We start from the raw sequence: 19,893 nt of genomic DNA, 5'->3' as shown, positions 1-19,893 counted from the left end.
TTCTCACTTCAGTTAGTACAGCGCTCGTTCCAAGACGGCCCGGTTCTTCAACATCCAGGCTGCCGCGCGGGCTCTCCACGCCAAACCCCACAGCGGCCCTTCGCTGTCCGGGGTAATATGTCGCTCGATCGCTTCCTCGGCGGTCTCGCAAATCGCGACTTCGATCATTCGATCCGCCAAAGTCCGCCGCTGATCGGCGGCAACGCCGTAAGCGTCGGCAAAGAGACGGAGCTGCCGCGCCCGGACGTCCAATGGCGGCAAACCAGCCATTTCGGCTACATCGTCGTCATGAAGCTGCGGAAAAAGCCAGCATGCTCGCGCCAGTTCGACCATCGGATCGATCGGGCCGGCATACTCCCAATCGATGAACGCAACCGGCATCCCGCCGCGCGTCACCGTATTCCAAGGCGCCACATCGCCGTGACCGATAATTCGTTGCGTTCCGCCCAATTCGCGCAAAAACCATGGCTGCCACTCGGCATCGACAGGCGCTTCGAAGGAAGCCGCCGCGTCGTGAAGCCGGCGAAGCATCCGGCCGACTGCGGCCAGTCCTTCGTCGCTCCAAGGGCCGGGATGCACAAATTCGCCCTCAATATAACCGAGCGTCTCGCGGCCTTCACGATCAAAGCCGGAGCCGATCACACGCGGCGCCGCCGCGAAACCGCACGACTCTAAATGTTTGAGCACTGCATGTACGCTCCGGGACCATGCCCCCGCCGGCCGCAGCACCATATTGTACTTATGGCTGACGGATTTGGCGGCGGACAATACCCTTTCCTCCTCGCGCTCATTGCGTTCATTGTCTTTCGCTTCATCTGTTGCCAATTCTTCGTTCAATGGGATACCCCTTTCTCATATTGAGGGGAATCACGCAGTTTATCGGGCGATGATGCGGTTCTCCCTCGCTTGTTGTACCCGTATCGTAATCGTATCGCTAACCATAACAACGCCTCCTATGATCATTTCCATAAAATTGTAACATAGATGAAGCGATCGATCGATATTGCCGCGGAACGATATTTAGGCAATAATGAAAAAAATGAAATGATGGGAGGCAAGACGATGATTATATGGTTAAACGGCGCGTTCGGGGCCGGGAAAACGCAGACCGCTTTTGAGCTACATCGAAGATTGTCCGATTCATTCGTATTCGATCCGGAAAATGCAGGCTATTATATCCGAAAAAACATCCCCAGAGAAATGTCCAGGGACGATTTTCAAGATTATGCGATGTGGCGCGAATTTAATGTCTCGATGTTGAAACATATATACAGCGAATATGGAGGGACCATCATTGTGCCTATGACAATCGTTAACCCCCAATATTTTGATGAAATCGTCGGGAGGTTAAGGAATGACGGCGTCGTCGTCCATCATTTTGCATTATGCGCTTCAAAGGAAGTGCTGCGGCAAAGACTGCGCAAACGAGGCGAACGAAGCAGTTCATGGCCGATGCGGCAGATTGATCGATGCGTGCAAGGTTTGTCTGACGATGTTTTCAAGCATCATCTGGATACGGATCGGATGTCGATTGAGCAGGTTGCGGAAACGATTGCCTCGATGGCGAACGTCGGCTTGCGGCCCGATCGCAAAGGAAAGTTGGGAAGAAGACTCGAACGTTTGAAAACGCAACTGAAGCATATTCGCTTTCCCGTATAATGCGTTTTCATAGACGCGAATGGCCGCCTTATTGCTCGTCTCCGGATTGATGACGCAACCGCCGCATTCGTAAGATCGACATATTGTCCATCGTCTGGATAATCACTTCACTCCGCTTCAACGTTTGTATATATCCGATTGGAAGTCGCCATAGAGAATCAAATAAGGGTCGGTCGGTTCATCTCCGGTTACATATTCTTGAAATACGCTTACGATTTCTTCATACGATCCTTGACGGGCATAGCCCCAATAACGATTCACCTCCGGGTCGCGCATGAGCTATTGCAGATATTCAAGTATTTTCGAAGGCGATCCCCCGCGGACCTACGCTTCTTGTTTGGCGCTAACGAAACTAACAATCCTTATTGGGCTCAAAATGAAGACGTTCCAATCCTAACGAAAGCAGGTATCGTTATTCCCCGGAAATCGGCTGTTTTACCGCCTTTTTCCCCTCATTAGCGTGTTTCAGTTTCGTTGCGCCGGCAACAAGGTGATTTAGCAGACATTAGCGTGTTAACGTTTCGTTAGCTCGCTCGACGGGCTGTCAGCCGCGCAAGCTATTATGAAATTGACTCATTTGATAATCAAATTTACTCCGTATAAAAACAATCCCAACTTCCTCGCGACGCTTTGGGAAGAGAGATTTTCCAAGGAAGTGCTGTACAGAGGAAGGCGCCCGAGTCGCCTTACAGCCGCTGCCCATCCGGCCGCGGCCTCGGCGGCGCAGCCTCTTCCGCGATAAGAAGTCAATGTCTCGAGCCCCGCTTCATGCGCCCTCGGTGTGATGCGGACGCTGCGGCAGATCGAAACCGCCTTGTTATCGCGCACCATTGCGATGCAAGGCTGCACAAAATCAATCTCCGAGACCAGCCATTCGAAATCGTCGTGCAGGAGCTCGGCAATATTATCGCGGGTAATGGCGACCGCATCCGTTGACGGAGAGGTGACGGCAGGCACGAGATAACAAGGTCCCGCCGTATGCTCCCGCCCTTGCAGAAGTGCCATATACGACTCGAAATGTTTCGGTTTCATATGAATATCCGACATTTTCGGTTCATCGGCGCATAACTCTTCCAATTGCCCGGCGATTGCATCCGGAACATCGTGCCGAAACCGGCAGACGGCCGTCCCCTCTATCGTTCGCCCTAATATAAATCGGGGAGCAGGATCCTTATCCCCGGGCCAAGGCTCGTTAACCGTCCGGAGCCGCATATTCCGGTCATGGGTGAACAGCGCTTCAATATGGAGCTCCATCAACTCATGAGCGGTTGGTTTGAGTTCTTCCTGAATGTTCAATCTAATCCCTCCCATTTCAATCGCGAAGAACTTACATCATCCTCGAGACAAAAGCCGTTTCAATTCATCCGCGTCATGCACCGGTTGTTGACAGGCGAAATTTTCGCATACGTATGCGGTCGGCTTGCCGTTGATCGCGGTTTTGTCTTGCAGCGCAGGCAGCAAGCTTCGAAGCCGTTCCCCCTCTTCCCCGTCCGGAACGAACAGGAGGATCGAATTCGGCAAATACGTTTGCCGAACCGCAGCTAGCATCCGTTGCACCTCCGAATCGTCGCCGGCGCCGGCAATGACGATTTCCCGCGATCCGCGGAACGCACCAAGCATCGCTTGCATCAGCATCGAATATCCGGCAGGGTAGCGCATCGCCGCTCCGGCAAAAGCTTTCAATTGTTGTTCCGCAAGCTGCGAAAGCTCAGCCTCTTGCGTTATGGCAGCATATTTGGACAGCAGCATCGCCGCCACCGAATTGCCGGAAGGAAGCGCGCCGTCGTATATTTCCTTCATCCGGGTCAGAAGCCGTTCGCCGTCCCGGCCATAGAAATAGAAGCCGCCGCGTTCCCCGTCCCAGAACAAATCGATCATTTGCCGCAGCAGCGCAAGCGCCTTGTGAAGATACGAGACATCGCCCGACGCTTCGTACAATTCGGTCAAGCCCCATATGTAGAAGGCGTAATCGTCGATATAGCCGAGAAGCGCCGCTTCTCCGTCGCGATAGCGCGCCAGCAGCCGCCCGTCTTCCGTTCTGCGCAAATGCGTTTCGATGAAACGTACGGCGCGCGCGGCCGCATCCGCATATTCGGATGATTGCAACGCCTTGGCTCCTTTGGCAAGCGCCGCGATCGTCAATCCGTTCCAGGCGGTTAATATTTTATCGTCCTTATGCGGATGGATGCGCCGTTCGCGCCATTCGAACAAGGCCGCTCTCGACGCTTCCATCTCCGCTTCGAGCGTCTCCGGATCCAAACCGCGTTCCCGCGCATATTGCTCTACTGTCCGCTGCAGCAAATTCGGTATGCTGTTCCCTTCGAAATTTCCTTCTTCCGTAATGTCATACAGCTCGCAGTACCGGCTGCCCCGCTCCGCTCCAAGCGCTTCCTTCACCTGTTGCGGCGTCCATACGTAGAACTTGCCCTCCACCCCTTCGGAGTCGGCATCCTCCGCCGAATAGAACGCCCCTTCGAGGGAAGTCATGTCGCGCAGCACATAAGCGAAGATCGACTCGGCTAAATCGGCATACCGCTTGTTTCCTGTCCATTGATAGGCGTCCAAATACGCCATCGCAAGCAGCGCATTATCGTACAGCATTTTCTCGAAATGCGGCACGAGCCACCGTTCGTCGGTCGAATAACGGGCGAAGCCGTGCCCGACATGGTCGCGAATGCCCCCGCGCGCCATCCCTTCCAACGTCCGTTCGGCCATCGCGATCGCTTCCTTCCGATCGTATGTCCGTCCGTAAGCGAGCAGAAACGATAAGTTATGCGGAGTCGGAAATTTCGGCGCCGAGCCGAATCCGCCGAACTTTACGTCAAATTCGGCTTGAAATTGTTCGAAGGCGCGATGCAGCACGCGTTCGTCCCATTCGCCATGCAAATGCGCCGTTTCATGCGCCTTGACCTGCTCCGTAATTTGCGCGCTTACCTCCTTGATTTGTTCCGGCTCCTTTTCCCAAATGCCGCGAATTTTCACCAGAAGCTCGACGAGTCCCGTGCGGCCGAATCGATTATGCTTCGGAAAATACGTCCCGGCAAAAAAAAGGCTTCTTATCCGGCGTCATGAAAATAGTAAGCGGCCATCCCCCATGTCCCGTCATCGACTGGCAAACGCTCATATACAAATGGTCGATATCCGGCCGCTCCTCCCGGTCGACCTTGATCGAGATATAATGGTTGTTCAATAAGGAAGCGACTTCTTCGTCCTCGAAGCTTTCCCGTTCCATAACGTGGCACCAATGGCAAGTTGAATAACCGATAGATAAAAAGATCGGCTTATGATCACGATTCGCTTTCTCAAAAGCCTCATCCGACCAAGGGAACCAATCAACCGGATTGTAAGCATGCTGCAGCAAATACGGCGACTTTTCCTTGGCTAATCGATTGGGGTTATTGTTCGTTGACATAGGGCAACACCTCCTTGTTTTCTGGATATTTCCAAGTTATATTTTGAGGTTATCATACCCATTGCCAAAAGAAAAACCCATGCCTTGGACATGAGTTTTATGATTTTTCAACCAATATTCATATTGTTTGTCGATCGAGCTACGGAACATTCCGGCAAGATTTTCATTATATCCGCAGACCTTTCTCCACTACGTCTAAAGCTTCATCCAACAATTTGGCAAACTCTGATTTTGTAGCCTTAGCATTATAATCCATTAACGATATATTTACCCCAACGACCACGCCGGCAAAGGTTCGTACGGCCGGATCGTCGGAATTTCTGCCTGTTCGTTTGGCGACAATCTGAGTTAACAGCTGCATCATCTGAGTTAAGTTATTCATCGCTGCCGCGCGCAGCTCCGGGACCGTCAAGATCAGTTCATTTCGCTGACGTACTGTTTCCCACTCATCGTCAGTCATTTCGGCAATTCCCGAAATCATTGCATTCCGAACGGCTTGCAAGGGACTCAACTCTGACGGTTGGTTTTCCAATGCAGCGACGAGAACAGGATCGTAATTATCGGTTAATACGACATCCTCTTTTGTTCCAAAATAACGAAAAAACGTACTCGGGGAGATTTCCGCAGCTTCGGCAATTTGTTCAACCGTTGTCGCATGATAACCATTTTCTCGAAAAAGCCTTAATGCATGCATCTGAACATTGGCCATCGTTTTCGCTTTTTTTCGCTCACGCAATCCGACTTTTTGTTTCGCACCTTCAGACATCCCTTTGCACTCCTAACCAAGTTCGAATCAAACTTCGAAAACTGTAACTTCAAACATATTGTCACTTACATTAGAGTCAATGTCAACTTACACTCAAGTTCATAAACTATCAACTTTCACCGATCGCCGATTGTTTTACAAATCGCTATGAACTAACCTCCTCCAGCCCACACATCCGCCGATCAAAAAGACGGCGAGCGCTCCAATCACAGAGCCCCATGCAAGCCCGCCACCCTGGCTTATTGCGTACACATCAAACAGGTTAAAGAGCGACACGGCCCCCAGCCAATCTAATGCTGCCAAATCAGAAAGCATGTAGAGCAAGAACATGAGAAATACAATTCCGATTCCAAGCGATAACGCACCGCGTTCGGACGTAAGCCAAGACGTTAGCGCATAACCGATTCCCATAAATCCGAGAATGATTAACAGACCGGCCGCCATGACGCTGCTTACGGCGACAACGTCATTCATCACGCCTAAACCTTTGCCAATCAGCAGCACAATACCAGTGGATGCACCGGCGATCATCACGACTTTCGCAACATGCGCCGCACATTTTGCCAGATAGATAGCCGTTCTGCTGCGGGGGGTTGCGAACAGAAATTCGGCCGTTTGACGATCCCGCTCCTTGACAATGGATCCTATCGACCAGTTGATGGCGAAGCACCCTAGAAGAAGCACGAAAAACATAAACGGCTGGCCGGCCATCCATCCTTCAAAAGTGGAAAGTGCGATGGAATCCGCATGATCTGTTCCGCCGGAGATTTGGCTATCTAGATAAGCCTTGGAAGCGGCGGCCGGGATGGCTTGAATTGCCGCAATCACGCAAAGAGCGATCCAAAAACTCCGTTGATTTTGACGCCACTCCAACTCAAACAACTTGCTCATCATTGGGTCCCTCATCTTTCTTCTCTTTGTTCCGGCTATACTTTTCCATAAATCTCTCCTCAAGAGACATTTTTCGAAGGTTCAAATCTTTCATGGGCTTATCGGCAAGAATAGAAATCAATTCATTTAGGCGATGATCCTCTACCCTTCCGCTGCAAACCCCATCGATATATTTCGAATTGGGATCGATATTTAGCAGTCCGTACGTTCGCCTTAGATCACCCGATTCTTTAAAGATCACCTCGTATAGATGAGCCCCTCCTCTGGTTAGATCGGAAACAGAAGCATCTTGAATGATCTTCCCGTCTCGTATAAACGCGACCCTGTGGCAGACCTTATCCACCTCGGTTAATATGTGAGTAGACAAGAATACCGTTGTACCGTTCGACTCATTTAATTCACGAATAATTTCAAAGAAGCTCTGCTGAGCGAGGGGATCAAGCCCGGAGGTGGGTTCATCCAGGATAAGCAATTCGGGCTCATGCAGAAGTGCCAGCAGTATGCCTAGTTTCTTGCGATTTCCTAATGAGTAGGTTCGGATCCGGGGTTTCATCTCCCATTGCAGTCTCTGCGCATACTCGGGAATCCTTGTTTTTTTCAAATCAACCCCATAAATGCCTGCTGCAAGCTCCAGCATCTGTTTTCCGGTTAAATCCGGGTAAAGTCTAATCTCGGAAGGCAGATAGCCGATTCGGCTGCGTATCATTGGATGATCCTTCTTTATTCGTTCTCCAAGAACCGAGATATCCCCGGACGTAGGGCTGATCATCTGCATGAGCAAACGGATCGTAGTCGACTTTCCTGCGCCGTTTGGCCCAATAAATCCAACGATCTCGCCTTTTTTTACGGCTAGATTTATATCAGTCACTCCGCGTTTCAAACCGTAATATTTATTTACATTGTTCATATGAATGGCTAACGTCTTTTGGCGCTCCAACGCGAGCACTTCCTTTCCGCAATTGATAAGACACATCGAAATTATTCCTTAGCTTCAAGACTCGTCGTGGCGTTTTTACTCTTCACTGGGCGCGCTCTTAAGACACAGAAGGCAAAAACAATTCCAACCACCGCAGCTCCCGCACATACCCTTAACATATAGGCCATGCCGCCGACAAAAGAGGTTTTCGCCGAATGAACGAGTGAATCCGAACCGATTTGACGCGCAGCCGCCAGACCGGAAGACAGATTTCGCTGCGCCATTTCAGCCGTTTCCGCAGGCCATTCATCCGGGTTGAGATGATTGCGATAACCAGCGCTCAAAACAGCCCCTAGAATTGCAACCCCTAACGTTCCTCCAACCTGTCTCATAGCCATAAGAAGTGCCGATCCCACGCCGCTTCTCTCGGGTGTAAGCGCCGAGACGGCTTCATCCATCGCAGCCGGAAGAGCTAATCCAATGCCAAGTCCCACTGCAGAAATCCAAATGGAAGTAAATCCGTATCCGGTCGATAGATCTGTGGCGCTGCCCATCGCCAATCCGATTCCAAGCAGTACGGATCCGATAACAATCGCCGTCCTGGTTCCGAAGCGCGACTGCAGAGCATCGGATATCGGCGTTCCAATCAATAGGCCTATTACGAGCGGCAATAGTCTCAAACCGGCGCTTAGCGCGTCCATTTCCAATACGGCCTGAAGATATTGAGGCAAAGCGAACAAGACGCCGAATAGAGCAAAAGAGATGATAGAACCTATCCATGTTCCGCCCGCAAAACTTCGAGATCGGAATAACGAAGGATCAACCAGCGGATGAGGGGTTCGAGCCTGATAGACAATAAACCACAATAGGAGAAGCATGCCTGCAAGAACGGATGCTAATGCAATTACGTCGTCCCAGCCTCTTTCACCCGCTTCAATAACCCCATACGTTAAACCGATCAACCCTGAGCTTGAAATCAACACCCCCGGCAAATCCACAGGGCGGCGTTCTTCGCTTCGAGTTTCAGGCAAAAGGAAAAATACTGCCGTGATCGCTACAATAACCAGCGGAAGATTGATGATAAAGACCGAGCCCCACCAATAGTTGTTCAGGAGCCAACCGCCAAGAATAGGACCAAGCGGTATTCCGACCGCATTGGCCATCATCCAAACGGCAATGGCTTTCGGCCTTTCCTTTTCTGCGAACATCACCGGAATCACAGCCATGGACAAAGGCACGATCAAGGAAGCGCCCAAGCCAAGAAAGACACGTGCTGTTATGAGTTCCCATGGCGATGCGGCATACGCACACGCAAGAGAGGCTGCGCCAAAAACGAGCAATCCGGCAAGAAGCATCCGCTTGCGCCCGATTCTATCCCCCAGCATCCCCATCGGCAGCAGCAACGCGGCAAAAACAAGATTATAAGCATCGACAAACCATTGAAGCTCGGCATTTGTTGCATGCATATCTTGGGCCATTATCGGCAAAGCCAAATTTAAAATCGTCATGTCCAGTCCGACCGCAAGAATTCCGAACGCAAGCGAAGCCAGTACCCACCATCTTTGTTGATATTGCGAATTCAGCTCCAATCACCCTTTCATTTTTTGACATTGACTATCATTTAGCAGTTTATATCTTTTGGGTTTTGATGTCAATATTAAATGTATATGATTTTTCATACAATCTTCAATTTTCAATCGTCTGTACGAGCATAATGGGCGATTTTTCATACAAAAATACGATTTCCATAATGCCGCTTGTGTTAAGTGGCAGCGGGAAATCCGGAACGTCCCATCTCCGATTTATAATAAATTTTTGCTGTAAAAAACTAAAAATTTATTGTAAAACGATAAATTTGCATGATATGCTATTGCCAATAACGATTGCGAGGTGCTCCATGTTGCAAGGAAAAACAACGTTCCTGAAACTAGTGATTGTCATGATGGGCGTGTTGGCTCTTATTCTGTGCATCGTTTGGCTGCCGGATTTGGCTCGACATACCGCAGACAACAATCCCGATTTCGCTTATATGAGATATCCCGTGCTTATCGTCGTGTATATTACCGCGATACCGTTTTATTTCGTGCTGTACCAGGCATTCAAACTATTGCATCTTATCGAACGGAAAAACGCTTTTTCCGAACTGGCGATCGAATCGTTGAAATCCATCAAGTATTGCGCCATTTCGATCGTCATCGTCTATGCAGCAGGTGTAGCGTTCATCGGCTTCCTGACCGGGTTCCAATCTGTCCTTGCCGTCATCGGAGCTGTCATTATTTTCGCCGCTTCGGCCGTAGCCGTGTTTGCGGCTGTTCTCCAGGAACTGTTAGCCCATGCGCTTGAAATGAAAACGGAAATTGACTTGACGGTTTGAGGTGTTCATATGGCGATCATAATCAATATCGATGTCATGCTGGCAAAAAGAAAAATGAGCGTAACGGAGCTTTCCGAGAAAGTGGGAATCACGATGGCGAACCTTTCCATTTTGAAAAACGGGAAAGCGAAGGCGGTTCGTTTCTCGACTTTGGAAAAAATATGCGAAGTGCTGGATTGTCAACCGGGGGATCTATTGGAATATTCCAAAGAAACCTGATCAATTCCAATGATAGAGAGATTCAAAGGAGGCGCGCATGCAAACGAAACAATCGAATGGGACGGGAGTAACGATACGGCGCCAGAACCTTTATGGCCGCGCATTTCTGCAATTGCTTCATTTCGGTTATCAACAGGCGATGAGCTGCATCTTTCCGGTGGCGATCTTCGGCACGCTGGCCGTCTCCAAATGGCTTGCCGTCCCGTTCATCCACAGGTACGATTTCATTCTGCTTCTCCTGATTGCCGTACAATACTTCATGTATCGCAGCCGCCTGGAGACGCTTGACGAAATCAAGGTCATTTGCGTGTTCCATATTATCGGCCTCATGCTGGAACTGTATAAAGTACATATGGGCTCATGGTCGTATCCCGAACCGGGGTACACAAAATGGCTCGGCGTCCCGCTCTATAGCGGTTTTATGTACGCAAGCGTAGCGAGCTATATGTGCCAAGTATGGCGGAGGCTGAAGATGGATATGACCGGCTGGCCGGGCATGGTTCCTGCCTGCTTGCTCGGGGCGGCGATCTACGCCAATTTTTTCACCCATCACTTTATTCCTGATTTCCGCTGGTACCTCATGGCACTCGTAGCGATCGTTTTTTGGAAAACCCGGATTTGGTACACGGTTCGCGCCACGACGTACCGGATGCCGTTAACGGTTGCCTTTCTGCTCGTCGGCTTTTTCATCTGGCTGGCGGAGAACATCGCGACATTTTTCGGCGCCTGGAAATATCCCGATCAACATGTTATATGGCAGCCCGTCGGCTTCGGCAAAATCAGTTCGTGGTTTCTGCTCGTCATTATCAGCGTCATTATCGTGGCACAGTTGAAGTACGTCAAAGCGGGCAAAACAAGACATAATGACACGAAATCCCCGTAAAGGCCGACAGCGGCTTCTGCCAACGACGCGCTTGCCCCGGACAAAACAACATCCCGATCCGTCGAACCGGACCGGGATGTTTCCCGTTCTATTTCACGGATCCCATCATTCCCGCCACAAAATGTTTCTGCATCAGAAAAAATACGAGCGCCGTCGGCAAGGTCGCGATCACGAGCGCCGTCATAATCAAGCCGTAGTCAGGCGCATAGCCCGAACCGAGCGTGAAGATGAGCAGAGGGATCGTTTTCTATGTATATGTTGTCTAATTATAACTCAGTTCCCGGTGACATGCTTTTGAAAAAATTCAAGCACTTTGGGCCAAAATTGCGGGTCCGTTTCGGAACTGCGGTGGCCTTGGCTTTCGACATATAGATACGACTTCATCGTTCCATCCGCTTTATGATGATCGAGCAAATAAGCGAGCTCCGTTGGCGGCACATAGTGATCATATTTGGAATGCACCATCAATACGGGCGCTTGCTGACGGTCCATCGCCTCAAGGACATCGAACTGCCGCAGTTCCTGTTTGGATAGTCCCGCCCTCATGAACATCAGCTTGGACAGAATCGGCCCCAAGGGGAAGTACGGCAGCTTGTAATGGCTTAACGACGCTTCCATAATCGTGCGGAACCTTGTCGGCATCGAATCGGTAACGATCGCCCGGATGCCGAGCGGCTTCGTATTGGCGATAATGCCGCCGAAAGCGCCGAGCGAGTGGGCAAGCACTCCGATCCGCCTCGGGTCGATCTCTTCTCTCTGACGGGCATACTCCACGGCAGCGAGAAGATCGTCACGGAATGTTTTTACGGTTGGCGCTTTTACGCTATCGCTTTCGCCATGACTTCTCGCATCGAACATCAGAATCGCGTAGCCGGCACGATGCAGCGGATTCATGTAGCGCAGCACTCGCGTTTTCCCCGATCCCCAGCCATGCACGATAATGATCAAAGGGCTTGGTCGCTTGCCTGTTGGGGCCGGTATAAACCATCCTTTCAGCTTGGCATCTCCATTCGGAATGACAACATCCCGATAGGGCACATCCGGGGTCTTGTTCGTCGGCACCCGCTTCGGCGTCTGGCTTTTCACAACCATCCACCATATTCCCGCCGCTATCCCTGCAATCGCAATCGCCAACAGAAAAATACTTATCATAACAACCATCGCTATTCCACCTTCCCACGAGTTTTCTTCTTAGTTTAAGACCGATCGGTCTGTTTTTTGCCTAAAAAAAAGAAGGGTCATGCACGAAAGCTCTCAAAATAATGCGTTAAATGTTCCAGCGTATGCCGCATATAGCCGCTATCGCGATATAACTGGCTGATCATCACGCCTCCTTCCATCGCCGCAACGATATAGACGGATACCGATGCTTCGTCGACGGAAGAAAGGATTTCCCCCTTGCGCTTTCCTCTGTTGATCACGATACGAATAAATTTCAAAAATTGTTCCATCGCTTCGCGGGCTTTATCGCGCAGGGCCGGATGCGTATCGTCGCTCTCGATGGCCGTATTCAACAAAGGACAGCCGCCTTTCAACGGAGGGTCTTCGACAATATTGCGATAGATCGAGACAATCGCGATTAACTGGTCGATGGAGGACGTTTTTCCCTTGATCGCCTCCGCGTATTTGCGGCGCATCCGGTTGATGGCATAATCGAACGCTTCAAGCGCAAGCTCATCCTTGCTGCCAAAATGATTATAAATGCCTCCCTTGCGCAGTCCGGTTACACGCATAATGTCGGAAACCGAAGAACCGGCATAGCCTTGCTGATTGAATAACTCAGCGGCTTGTATAATGATGCGTTCCCGGGTGATCGTTCCTTTTCGCATTGTTATGGCTCCTCCTTCAAGAGACCGATCGGTCTTAAAGAGAGAATAGCATGCCGGCGGCGATTGCGCAAGGACTCAAAACCTTAGTTTTTTCGCAATTGCCATTATAACAACTCAAAAATAGTCAATATTGTAAATAAGCATCATTCGTTACGTTGGAACGTTCCTAGCGGCAAACAACTTTGCCCGCCATGTTCAACAAATTGCAATACATTGCCATAAAAAGCGGCTCTTCGTTCATAAGCCAAATGTTATGATGAACATAGTCACATAGTCACATAGTCAGATAACCCAATTTAAACACAAGGCAGAAGGTGATGATCATACGGAAACCCGACCGTTCCAGCGACCAACCTTTGTATCAACAAATTGCCGACGATATCGAACGGCGAATTTCATACGGGGAGTTTCCGCCGGGCAGTATGCTGCCCTCCGAGCGCAAATTAGCCGAACAATTGGGAGTGAATCGCAGCACGGTGATTCTCGCTTACGCCGAGTTGCGCTCGCTTGGGATTATCGAAAGCCGTTCGGGCAGCGGAACTCGCGTAAACAAATATAAGTGGGGGGCTACGCCGAAGCATACGCCGAACTGGCACAGGTATGTGGAAGGCGGCAGTTTTTTGCCTAATCTGCCTTTTCTGCGTCGGATCCGGGAAGCTCTTCAACAAAACAAGACGCTAATCGATTTTGCCAGCGGCGAACTGGGCGCGGATATTTCGCCCGTCCATGAAATCAATACGCTCATCGGCGAACATTACTACACGGAATATCTGGGATATGACAATCCACAAGGATACGTCCCGCTTAGAGAAACGCTTGTCCCCTATCTACGCCAATATCGGGGGATTGAAACGTCGGATTCGTCGATTCTCGTTACGTCCGGCTCCCAGCAATCCTTATATTTAATTACGCAATGTTTGCTGGCCCCGGGAGACGCGGTCGCGATTGAGGATCCTTCTTATTGCTACTCGTTGCCCATGTTTCAATCGGCTGGCCTTCGACTGTTCCGGCTTCCGGTCGATGCCAAAGGGATCAACCCTGAAGATGTCCGCTCTCTGTACAAAAAACATCGGATCAAAATGGTATTCATCAATCCGAATTATCAGAATCCGACAGGCACTGTCCTCGATACGGAACGCCGTAAGGAATTGCTTAACGTCGCGAGCGAACTGGGGCTGCCGATTGTTGAAGACGATCCCTTCAGTTTGACGGCTTATGACGGAACGCCGCCGAAGCCGCTTAAATCGATGGATTCGATCGGCTCGGTCCTCTATATCGGCTCTTTCTCCAAAATCGCGGCGTCCGGGCTGCGCGTAGGCTGGATGGTCGCCCCGCATTCCGTTGTCAAACGGCTGGCCGATGCCAGGCAGCAAATGGATTTCGGACTTAGCGTCGTCCCTCAGCAGATTGCCGCGCAGTTCCTGAAATCCTCCTATATCCGGCCTCATCTCGAACGTTTGCGAACGCAGCTGATCTTTAAGCGGGATCTATTGGTCGAAGCGCTTCGGAAAGAACTGCCGGATTCGGTCCGTTTCTCCGTTCCGGAGGGAGGCTTGCATCTATGGTGCAACATATTGCCCGAGGTGAACGATGCAAAACTGCTGGAGGAAGCGATCCGACACGGAGTCGTTTTCGTTCCCGGAAGCGTATACGGTTCGGACTCGGGTTATGTGCGATTTACGTACGCTCGGCCCGATACGGATACGATCGTCCCGGGCGTTGCCAAATTTGCCGCAGCGATTCGCGCGGTTCTAGGTTCCTAACATAGCAAAAAGGTGAATGAAGGCGTATATCCGAACATACGAGCCGCTTCATTCACCTTTCTATTTCGTATGATCCAAGGAGAGCCGGTTAACCCGCCGTTACATTGCCAACGACCAATTCTTTTTTCGGCATCGCCTGCATATCCCCGGACGTAACGTGAGCAACGACATAATAGACGCCATCCTCGGGGAACATCGTTTTGATGCGATAAGTGCCGTCCAACCAATGCTTCGCAGTGACGGTCCGATGTTTCTCCTGATCTTTCCTCCAAATTTCGAATTCGACCTCCTGGGCGTCTGTCACCTTCTCCGCCCCCTGTGTAACGGTTGCGTCAATCAGAATGGCCCGTCCCGGTTGCAAAATGTCCTGTACCGTGCTGATTTCAACTTGAAGCGGTTCGGACGGCTCGGCGGTGCCGGAATCGGAGCAAGCGGAGACGAGTAAAAGAAGAACTAGACCAGCCAGCAGGAAACTATATTTTTTCATCGTGTTGACCCTCCATGTTGTATTTTTTAAAATGATCACGTCTTACTTTAAGGGGAATTGCGATAAATGTCACCAACCGCTATCGACATGAATGAACCAGCCATTTTCAAAGAATTGCAATAAAATTGACAAACTTTATTCACAACAAATCCATGCAAAAAGCTCTTCATATTGAAATGAAGAGCTCCGTCTAATGAACGCACTATTCGCTGTCTTCCCATTTTCTTGAATAGGCCTTATTCGTGACCCAGAACGTAATATAGGAAATGAGTACAATGATAATAACCGACGCAATCCATACGATAACCGGCACATCCACTGACAATCCCTCCAAAGTTCGCAGTATACCTATCGTTTACTCTAGTACAGAACGATGACGCAGTCACCACCCATTTCAAGGGGCATTTTACCATCCATTTTGGATTTTGTCATAAATCTTTGGGTCAAGCCATATTGGTATGTTATATAGGATAAGGGGGTATGGTATATGAGTTTGATTCTGGTTAGTGCTTTATTCGGTGCGCTTACCGTTTGGACGATAGGATTCATCGTCTTTTTTCGCAAAAATATAAACGGCATGGTTGGCATGACGGCGGCGATGGCGGCAGGAATGACGATCGGTTTGGCGATGGGCGCTCTGCTCGCCCTCTGGCTTCCGGGACAATTCTTCCATTCTACCATGGTCGGAATGATAATCGGCGGGGCCGCAGGGGCGGCTGCCGGCATCCCTGTCGGTTTCTTGGCATTGATCGAGGGATTGTTATCGGGCATCATGGGCGGCATGATGGGAACGATGCTCATGGTGATGGTGCCTGCGCCCTACGCCGAAACCACGGTCAACATCATGTCGGTCCTATGCAGCGGCATCTTGTTTCTACTGTTTGTTACGCTGCACGGAGAAGTGAACTCCGACAAGAGAGGACAAAAATCTTTTGTGCTGGCAAAACCGGTCTCCATGTTTTCCGTCATTCTTATTGCGTTGCTATCCATTCAGGCGAGCTCGCTATACGACGATCCGGAAGACGCCCGTCCGTCTCCGCCGGGCCAATCTGCCGAACATTCGGGGCATGCGCACGACTCGAATCGAACCGAATCGCCGGATCAAGCGGACCAAGAACTTCTTGTGAGTGCGACGGAATATTCCTTTTCCCCTTCCTCCATCCGACTCTATGCAGGCCAAAACATTACAATTACTTTGGAGAACGCGGGCCGAACGGAGCATGATTTTGAAATCGTCGGAACGAACGTGCACATTCACGCCGCACCCGGCGATCGAAACAGCGCGCTCGTTCGTTTCGAGAAAGCGGGATACTATCAAGTCGTCTGTACTTTGCCGGGCCACCAGGAAGCCGGCATGACGGCTTCCATTCAAGTCGCAAAGCCGTAAATTGGGAGCCGGCGATCCGGCTTATAATGCAGCCCTTTCAATGGAGTCCGCAATATTCATGCTTGCAATTTGCCGCAACGGAATACATGTCGCGAGCAGGCAGGCAAGGATCGAAATGACAGTTGCTTGCAACATCGGTATCACAGGCACAGCCGTGAACGAAACCGACTCCGCGGCCGCTGCGCCGATCAAAACGGTACAAATAGATCCGGCCGCTGCGCCGATGGCCGAGGCGATCATACCGTAATAGGCGCCTTCCCACATGAAAGTTCGATAGAGGCCGGAAGCGCTCATTCCGATCGCCCGTTGGACGCCGATTTCGGCAATGCGGGTATGAATATTGGTATAAACCGTATTGACGATATTCAAAACGCCGATGAAACCGATAAACAAAATCACACCCCACGCAAGCGTTTGGATTTGTCGATAGCTTTCTTCCAGCTGGCGGTCCGCGTCCCGGTAAGAAAGCCAGCGACTGCCGGGCGTTGTACCGGCAATTTCTTCGATCTTCGCTTCGAAGGCGCGGGCATCCGCCTTATCCGCCAACACCGGGTACACCTCGGAGTACGCGTCTTGACCGGTGAGCGCATCGTAAACCGTATCGAACACAATGACTTGAACCCCATTGACAAATCCGGCATTGTCCAGCCCTACGGAACGGTCGGAAATTGCAATCACATCAAGTTCCATGCCCCCGACAGAGATCGTGTCGCCGGCTGAAATCGAAGTTGCAGCCAGCGGAGCGCCTTCATAAGAGAGTGCAATCGGGTTTTTAATCAAGCATGCTTTCCCGTCCTTTAACTTCTGCATCTCTTCTGCCGTAAGGGATGGGGCGAGCGATGGAAGCCGCTTCGCGTCAACGCCGACGATCTGGAACGTTTCGCCGGGGGATAACGCAACGCTTGTACGAATAGGGAGCATACCGTTTTTATCTTGTTTATACAGACTAAATTTTAACGTATGTAAAAAGACGACTTCCGGCTGTTTTTTTAGCTCGTCCGCGATAGAGGGTGCAAACCCTACCAGATCATTTGTAATAGAGTAATCGCCCAAGTGCATTTTCCGTACTTCGTTTGAAGTATCAAGCAGATTGGAAAAGCTTTGCAGCGCTACGAACACGGTAAAGCTCATCGCCATAGACAATATCGTGATCGCCGTACGGCCCGGGTTGCGCTTCAAGTTCAGTTTCGCGTAATACGCTTCAAAGCGGCGGATGCGCCTGCTTTTTCGATTCTTGCGCTTGAATGCGGCGGTCCGGCCGGATATCGAAATCATCGGGGAAACTTTTGCCGCGTAACGGGCGGCAGGCATGGCGGCGATGAACGAAGACAACAGGGTGACAACGGCGCTTATGATCAATGGCAGAAGCCTTCCCGTACGATTCCCGGCAACCAGGGCGGCCAGTTCCTCCGGGCTGCCCGCCAACAATGCTTCGGGCGAGAATAAACCGGTCGCTGCCGCCGTTATGCCTTCGGCCGAAAGAACGCCGACAATCGCGCCCGGCGGGATGCCGATGGCGCACAGCAAGAGAAGCTGCATAGCCACCAGTCGATATAGCTGGCCCCTTTCCGCTCCGATGGCCCGCAAAATCCCATATTCTTTCATACGCTTGGCAACCGCGATCTTCAAGATATTATAGATGACAAGCCCGGCAGCCATCAGCGTCAAGGAACCGGCGAAGATGCCCGCTGCCTTCATATAGGAGAAGCCCGAACCTTTTGCCGCGCCCGCCTCCTTTTTGTCGTACGGAATCCCTAAAGCGTTCAGATATACCCAATTGTATTGGATATGTTCTTCGGGCACGTTCAGTTGATCGGCTAAATGATAAACGGTTTGCTGAAAATTCGCTTTCCCTTTCGTCCGGAAATCGGCGGAATATAGCATATAACGTTCGGGCAATAATTCCGACGCCGTCCCCGCCCCTACGATACCGCTTACCGTGCCGGAAGCGTATCCGAGGTAATTGCTCTTCAATATTCCGGTCAACGTAAAATCCGCGGTATATTCATAAGGTAATTGCGTATCCCGCAGCAACGAAATCTTGGCGTCGAGAGATATCGTATCGCCAATTTCCCCTTTGAAGCCTAAAAATTGGAGCGCATCCTCAGGCAGAGCCGCTTCGCCCGCTTTTTGCGGCAAACGTCCCTCCTTAAGTTGGGAAATTGTCGGATAAACGGATAAACCTTCGCCGAAATATTCCCGAAGCTGTACGGACATGCCGCTCGTACCCAAGTCCGCCACGCCAACCGTAACGAAGCTGCCCGCAAATGCAATCCGATCGTTCTTCATGAGCGTTTCCATCTGTTCTCCGGCGAGCTGGTGGAATGTTGCATAGCGGTTGCCGTTGAGCGACGCCGCCTGTTGCTGACGCATAGCGTCCAATATTCCGATGGACTGGCCGATCGCCGTTGTCATCATGGTAGAGAGGATGACGGCAATCAGAATAAGGATCGAAGTAACTTTATGCGATTTCATTTCTTTCCATGCATAGGATTGATAGGATTTCATACTCATGATGCCGTAACCTCCGTAAGCGCGCCGTCTGCGATCGTAAACCGGCGATCCGCCATGTTTGCAATCCGGCTGTCATGCGTAATGACAACGATTGTTTTTCCAAGCCGCTCCCTGATATCGCAGAGCATCCTCATGACCTCGCTGCCGCTTCTGCTGTCAAGATTGCCGGTCGGCTCGTCGGCAAAAATAATATCCGGTTTGGCAATCAAAGCTCTGGCAATAGCGACCCGTTGCTGCTGTCCGCCGGACAGTTCGCCGGGCAAATGAGTTAATCGGTCTCCGATCCCTAGCAAATCTGCGACCTCCGATACATAGACCTCATCCGGATCTTTTTTATCAAGCAGCAACGGCATGATTATATTTTCCTTTGCGCTCAGGACCGGCAGGAGATGAAATTGTTGGAAAATAAATCCGATTCTTTGTCGGCGGAAAGCGGACAACTCCTTATCGTTTCCGCGGTGAATATCGAGACCGTCGTAAAGGACAGTACCGGCAGTGGGCTTATCCAATCCGCTGATGAGGTGAAGCAACGTGCTTTTGCCGCTGCCGGACGGCCCCATGACGGAAATAAAATCGCGCGAAGCGATGTCGAAACTGGCATCGTTTAGGGCGGTCACTTTGTTTTCGCCGCTGCCATATATTTTCGATAAATGACGGACTGTAATCTTCACACAAATCCCCCATGGCCTGACGACCATCGCCATAAATGAAAATAGAGTTGCAAACTGTATCCGTTTTTGGGGTAATTAATATGGGCAGATCATAGGTCGAAAGCTTTTTGGTGTATCAATAC

20 protein-coding genes and 1 pseudogene are annotated in these 19,893 nt (G+C 50.7%); 6 read left to right on the top strand and 15 right to left on the bottom strand.

Annotated features, from left to right (window positions below):
* Window positions 1–12: 12 nt before the first annotated feature.
* A complete protein-coding gene (locus LQ229_RS23895; RefSeq protein ID WP_230193098.1) occupies window positions 13–837 on the bottom strand; it encodes an aminoglycoside phosphotransferase family protein in 825 nt (274 codons plus the stop codon).
* 225 nt (window positions 838–1,062) lie between these two features.
* Between LQ229_RS23895 and LQ229_RS23890 the strand changes: the two genes are divergently transcribed.
* Window positions 1,063–1,659 carry an AAA family ATPase gene (locus LQ229_RS23890; protein WP_216538832.1) on the top strand — a complete coding sequence of 199 codons (597 nt, stop codon included), beginning with the start codon at window positions 1,063–1,065 and terminating at the stop codon, window positions 1,657–1,659.
* 117 nt (window positions 1,660–1,776) lie between these two features.
* On the opposite strand, the gene LQ229_RS23885 is transcribed toward LQ229_RS23890, so the two are convergent.
* From LQ229_RS23885 to LQ229_RS23855, 8 genes are all read right to left on the bottom strand, one after another.
* Window positions 1,777–1,935, bottom strand: a complete 159-nt coding sequence (locus LQ229_RS23885) for a hypothetical protein (protein ID WP_230193097.1) — start codon at window positions 1,933–1,935, stop codon at window positions 1,777–1,779.
* Window positions 1,936–2,232: 297 nt separating this feature from the next.
* Window positions 2,233–2,955: a GNAT family N-acetyltransferase gene (locus LQ229_RS23880; protein WP_230193096.1), complete on the bottom strand. Its 723-nt coding sequence runs from the start codon at window positions 2,953–2,955 to the stop codon at window positions 2,233–2,235.
* A gap of 36 nt (window positions 2,956–2,991) precedes the next feature.
* Complete coding sequence (locus LQ229_RS23875) at window positions 2,992–4,719, bottom strand: thioredoxin domain-containing protein (protein ID WP_356711868.1); 1,728 nt, start codon at window positions 4,717–4,719, stop codon at window positions 2,992–2,994.
* Window positions 4,676–5,071 (bottom strand): thioredoxin domain-containing protein, encoded by a 396-nt coding sequence (locus LQ229_RS27385; protein ID WP_356711856.1) that lies wholly within the window; start codon window positions 5,069–5,071, stop codon window positions 4,676–4,678. Before LQ229_RS27385 ends, LQ229_RS23875 begins: the two co-directional genes overlap by 44 nt.
* A 166-nt stretch (window positions 5,072–5,237) precedes the next feature.
* Window positions 5,238–5,837: a TetR family transcriptional regulator gene (locus tag LQ229_RS23870; protein ID WP_216538829.1), complete on the bottom strand. Its 600-nt coding sequence runs from the start codon at window positions 5,835–5,837 to the stop codon at window positions 5,238–5,240.
* Window positions 5,838–5,972: 135 nt separating this feature from the next.
* Window positions 5,973–6,728, bottom strand: a complete 756-nt coding sequence (locus tag LQ229_RS23865) for an ABC transporter permease subunit (RefSeq protein WP_230193095.1) — start codon at window positions 6,726–6,728, stop codon at window positions 5,973–5,975.
* Window positions 6,712–7,665: an ABC transporter ATP-binding protein gene (locus tag LQ229_RS23860; RefSeq protein WP_230193094.1), complete on the bottom strand. Its 954-nt coding sequence runs from the start codon at window positions 7,663–7,665 to the stop codon at window positions 6,712–6,714. Before LQ229_RS23860 ends, LQ229_RS23865 begins: the two co-directional genes overlap by 17 nt.
* Window positions 7,666–7,706: 41 nt before the next feature.
* On the bottom strand, window positions 7,707–9,233 hold the full coding sequence (locus tag LQ229_RS23855; RefSeq protein WP_230193093.1) for an MFS transporter: 1,527 nt from the start codon (window positions 9,231–9,233) through the stop codon (window positions 7,707–7,709).
* Window positions 9,234–9,541: 308 nt separating this feature from the next.
* On the opposite strand from LQ229_RS23855, the gene LQ229_RS23850 reads away from it, so the two are divergent.
* From LQ229_RS23850 to LQ229_RS23840, 3 genes are read left to right on the top strand one after another with little or no spacing between them, the layout of a single operon-like run.
* The gene (locus LQ229_RS23850) at window positions 9,542–10,018 is read left to right on the top strand and encodes a DUF2975 domain-containing protein (RefSeq protein WP_216538826.1); all 477 of its coding nucleotides are present in this window, start codon (window positions 9,542–9,544) and stop codon (window positions 10,016–10,018) included.
* Between the two features lie 9 nt (window positions 10,019–10,027).
* The gene (locus LQ229_RS23845; RefSeq protein WP_216538825.1) at window positions 10,028–10,237 is read left to right on the top strand and encodes a helix-turn-helix transcriptional regulator; all 210 of its coding nucleotides are present in this window, start codon (window positions 10,028–10,030) and stop codon (window positions 10,235–10,237) included.
* 37 nt (window positions 10,238–10,274) lie between these two features.
* Window positions 10,275–11,120 carry a DUF817 domain-containing protein gene (locus LQ229_RS23840; protein ID WP_290370073.1) on the top strand — a complete coding sequence of 282 codons (846 nt, stop codon included), beginning with the start codon at window positions 10,275–10,277 and terminating at the stop codon, window positions 11,118–11,120.
* Between the two features lie 88 nt (window positions 11,121–11,208).
* On the opposite strand, the pseudogene LQ229_RS23835 reads toward LQ229_RS23840, so the two are convergent.
* The 3 genes and pseudogenes from LQ229_RS23835 to LQ229_RS23825 all read right to left on the bottom strand — a co-directional run.
* Window positions 11,209–11,367, bottom strand: a pseudogene (locus tag LQ229_RS23835) (carbohydrate ABC transporter permease); the annotation flags it as partial.
* A gap of 26 nt (window positions 11,368–11,393) precedes the next feature.
* A complete protein-coding gene (locus LQ229_RS23830) occupies window positions 11,394–12,281 on the bottom strand; it encodes an alpha/beta fold hydrolase (protein WP_216538823.1) in 888 nt (295 codons plus the stop codon).
* 77 nt (window positions 12,282–12,358) lie between these two features.
* Complete coding sequence (locus tag LQ229_RS23825; protein WP_216538822.1) at window positions 12,359–12,949, bottom strand: TetR/AcrR family transcriptional regulator; 591 nt, start codon at window positions 12,947–12,949, stop codon at window positions 12,359–12,361.
* Window positions 12,950–13,272: 323 nt separating this feature from the next.
* Here LQ229_RS23825 and LQ229_RS23820 point away from each other — a divergent pair, with 323 nt between their 5' ends.
* Entirely contained in the window at window positions 13,273–14,712 is a 1,440-nt protein-coding gene (locus LQ229_RS23820) for a PLP-dependent aminotransferase family protein (protein ID WP_216538901.1), read from the top strand.
* 88 nt (window positions 14,713–14,800) lie between these two features.
* On the opposite strand, the gene LQ229_RS23815 is transcribed toward LQ229_RS23820, so the two are convergent.
* Complete coding sequence (locus tag LQ229_RS23815; RefSeq protein ID WP_216538821.1) at window positions 14,801–15,199, bottom strand: FixH family protein; 399 nt, start codon at window positions 15,197–15,199, stop codon at window positions 14,801–14,803.
* A gap of 487 nt (window positions 15,200–15,686) precedes the next feature.
* Between LQ229_RS23815 and LQ229_RS23810 the strand changes: the two genes are divergently transcribed.
* The gene (locus LQ229_RS23810; RefSeq protein ID WP_216538820.1) at window positions 15,687–16,586 is read left to right on the top strand and encodes a cupredoxin domain-containing protein; all 900 of its coding nucleotides are present in this window, start codon (window positions 15,687–15,689) and stop codon (window positions 16,584–16,586) included.
* A gap of 21 nt (window positions 16,587–16,607) precedes the next feature.
* Here the strand turns inward: LQ229_RS23810 and LQ229_RS23805 are convergent, their stop codons facing one another.
* Together LQ229_RS23805 and LQ229_RS23800 are read right to left on the bottom strand one after the other, a co-directional pair.
* Window positions 16,608–19,100, bottom strand: coding sequence for an ABC transporter permease (locus LQ229_RS23805; protein WP_216538819.1), 2,493 nt, complete (start codon window positions 19,098–19,100; stop codon window positions 16,608–16,610).
* A complete protein-coding gene (locus LQ229_RS23800; protein ID WP_230193092.1) occupies window positions 19,097–19,771 on the bottom strand; it encodes an ABC transporter ATP-binding protein in 675 nt (224 codons plus the stop codon). The genes LQ229_RS23805 and LQ229_RS23800 overlap by 4 nt, the downstream gene beginning before the upstream one ends.
* Window positions 19,772–19,893: the final 122 nt, after the last annotated feature.

Origin of the sequence: Paenibacillus sp. CECT 9249 (assembly GCF_918697855.1) — a bacterium.
Classification (GTDB): Bacteria; Bacillota; Bacilli; order Paenibacillales; family Paenibacillaceae; genus MSJ-34.
The sequence above is the reverse complement of the archived record's forward strand: the minus strand, read 5'-3'. Positions and strand labels throughout refer to the sequence as shown.

Bases quoted from the DNA above. Each gene is read 5' to 3' on its own strand.
- LQ229_RS23885 (WP_230193097.1), bottom strand. From the start codon at position 1,935: ATGCGCGACCCGGAGGTGAATCGTTATTGGGGCTATGCCCGTCAAGGA.
- LQ229_RS23815 (WP_216538821.1), bottom strand. From the start codon at position 15,199: ATGAAAAAATATAGTTTCCTGCTGGCTGGTCTAGTTCTTCTTTTACTC.
- LQ229_RS23825 (WP_216538822.1), bottom strand. From the start codon at position 12,949: ATGCGAAAAGGAACGATCACCCGGGAACGCATCATTATACAAGCCGCT.
- LQ229_RS23850 (WP_216538826.1), top strand. From the start codon at position 9,542: ATGTTGCAAGGAAAAACAACGTTCCTGAAACTAGTGATTGTCATGATG.
- LQ229_RS23830 (WP_216538823.1), bottom strand. From the start codon at position 12,281: ATGGTTGTTATGATAAGTATTTTTCTGTTGGCGATTGCGATTGCAGGG.
- LQ229_RS27385 (WP_356711856.1), bottom strand. From the start codon at position 5,071: ATGTCAACGAACAATAACCCCAATCGATTAGCCAAGGAAAAGTCGCCG.
- LQ229_RS23810 (WP_216538820.1), top strand. From the start codon at position 15,687: ATGAGTTTGATTCTGGTTAGTGCTTTATTCGGTGCGCTTACCGTTTGG.
- LQ229_RS23845 (WP_216538825.1), top strand. From the start codon at position 10,028: ATGGCGATCATAATCAATATCGATGTCATGCTGGCAAAAAGAAAAATG.
- LQ229_RS23840 (WP_290370073.1), top strand. From the start codon at position 10,275: ATGCAAACGAAACAATCGAATGGGACGGGAGTAACGATACGGCGCCAG.
- LQ229_RS23870 (WP_216538829.1), bottom strand. From the start codon at position 5,837: ATGTCTGAAGGTGCGAAACAAAAAGTCGGATTGCGTGAGCGAAAAAAA.
- LQ229_RS23865 (WP_230193095.1), bottom strand. From the start codon at position 6,728: ATGAGCAAGTTGTTTGAGTTGGAGTGGCGTCAAAATCAACGGAGTTTT.
- LQ229_RS23890 (WP_216538832.1), top strand. From the start codon at position 1,063: ATGATTATATGGTTAAACGGCGCGTTCGGGGCCGGGAAAACGCAGACC.
- LQ229_RS23805 (WP_216538819.1), bottom strand. From the start codon at position 19,100: ATGAGTATGAAATCCTATCAATCCTATGCATGGAAAGAAATGAAATCG.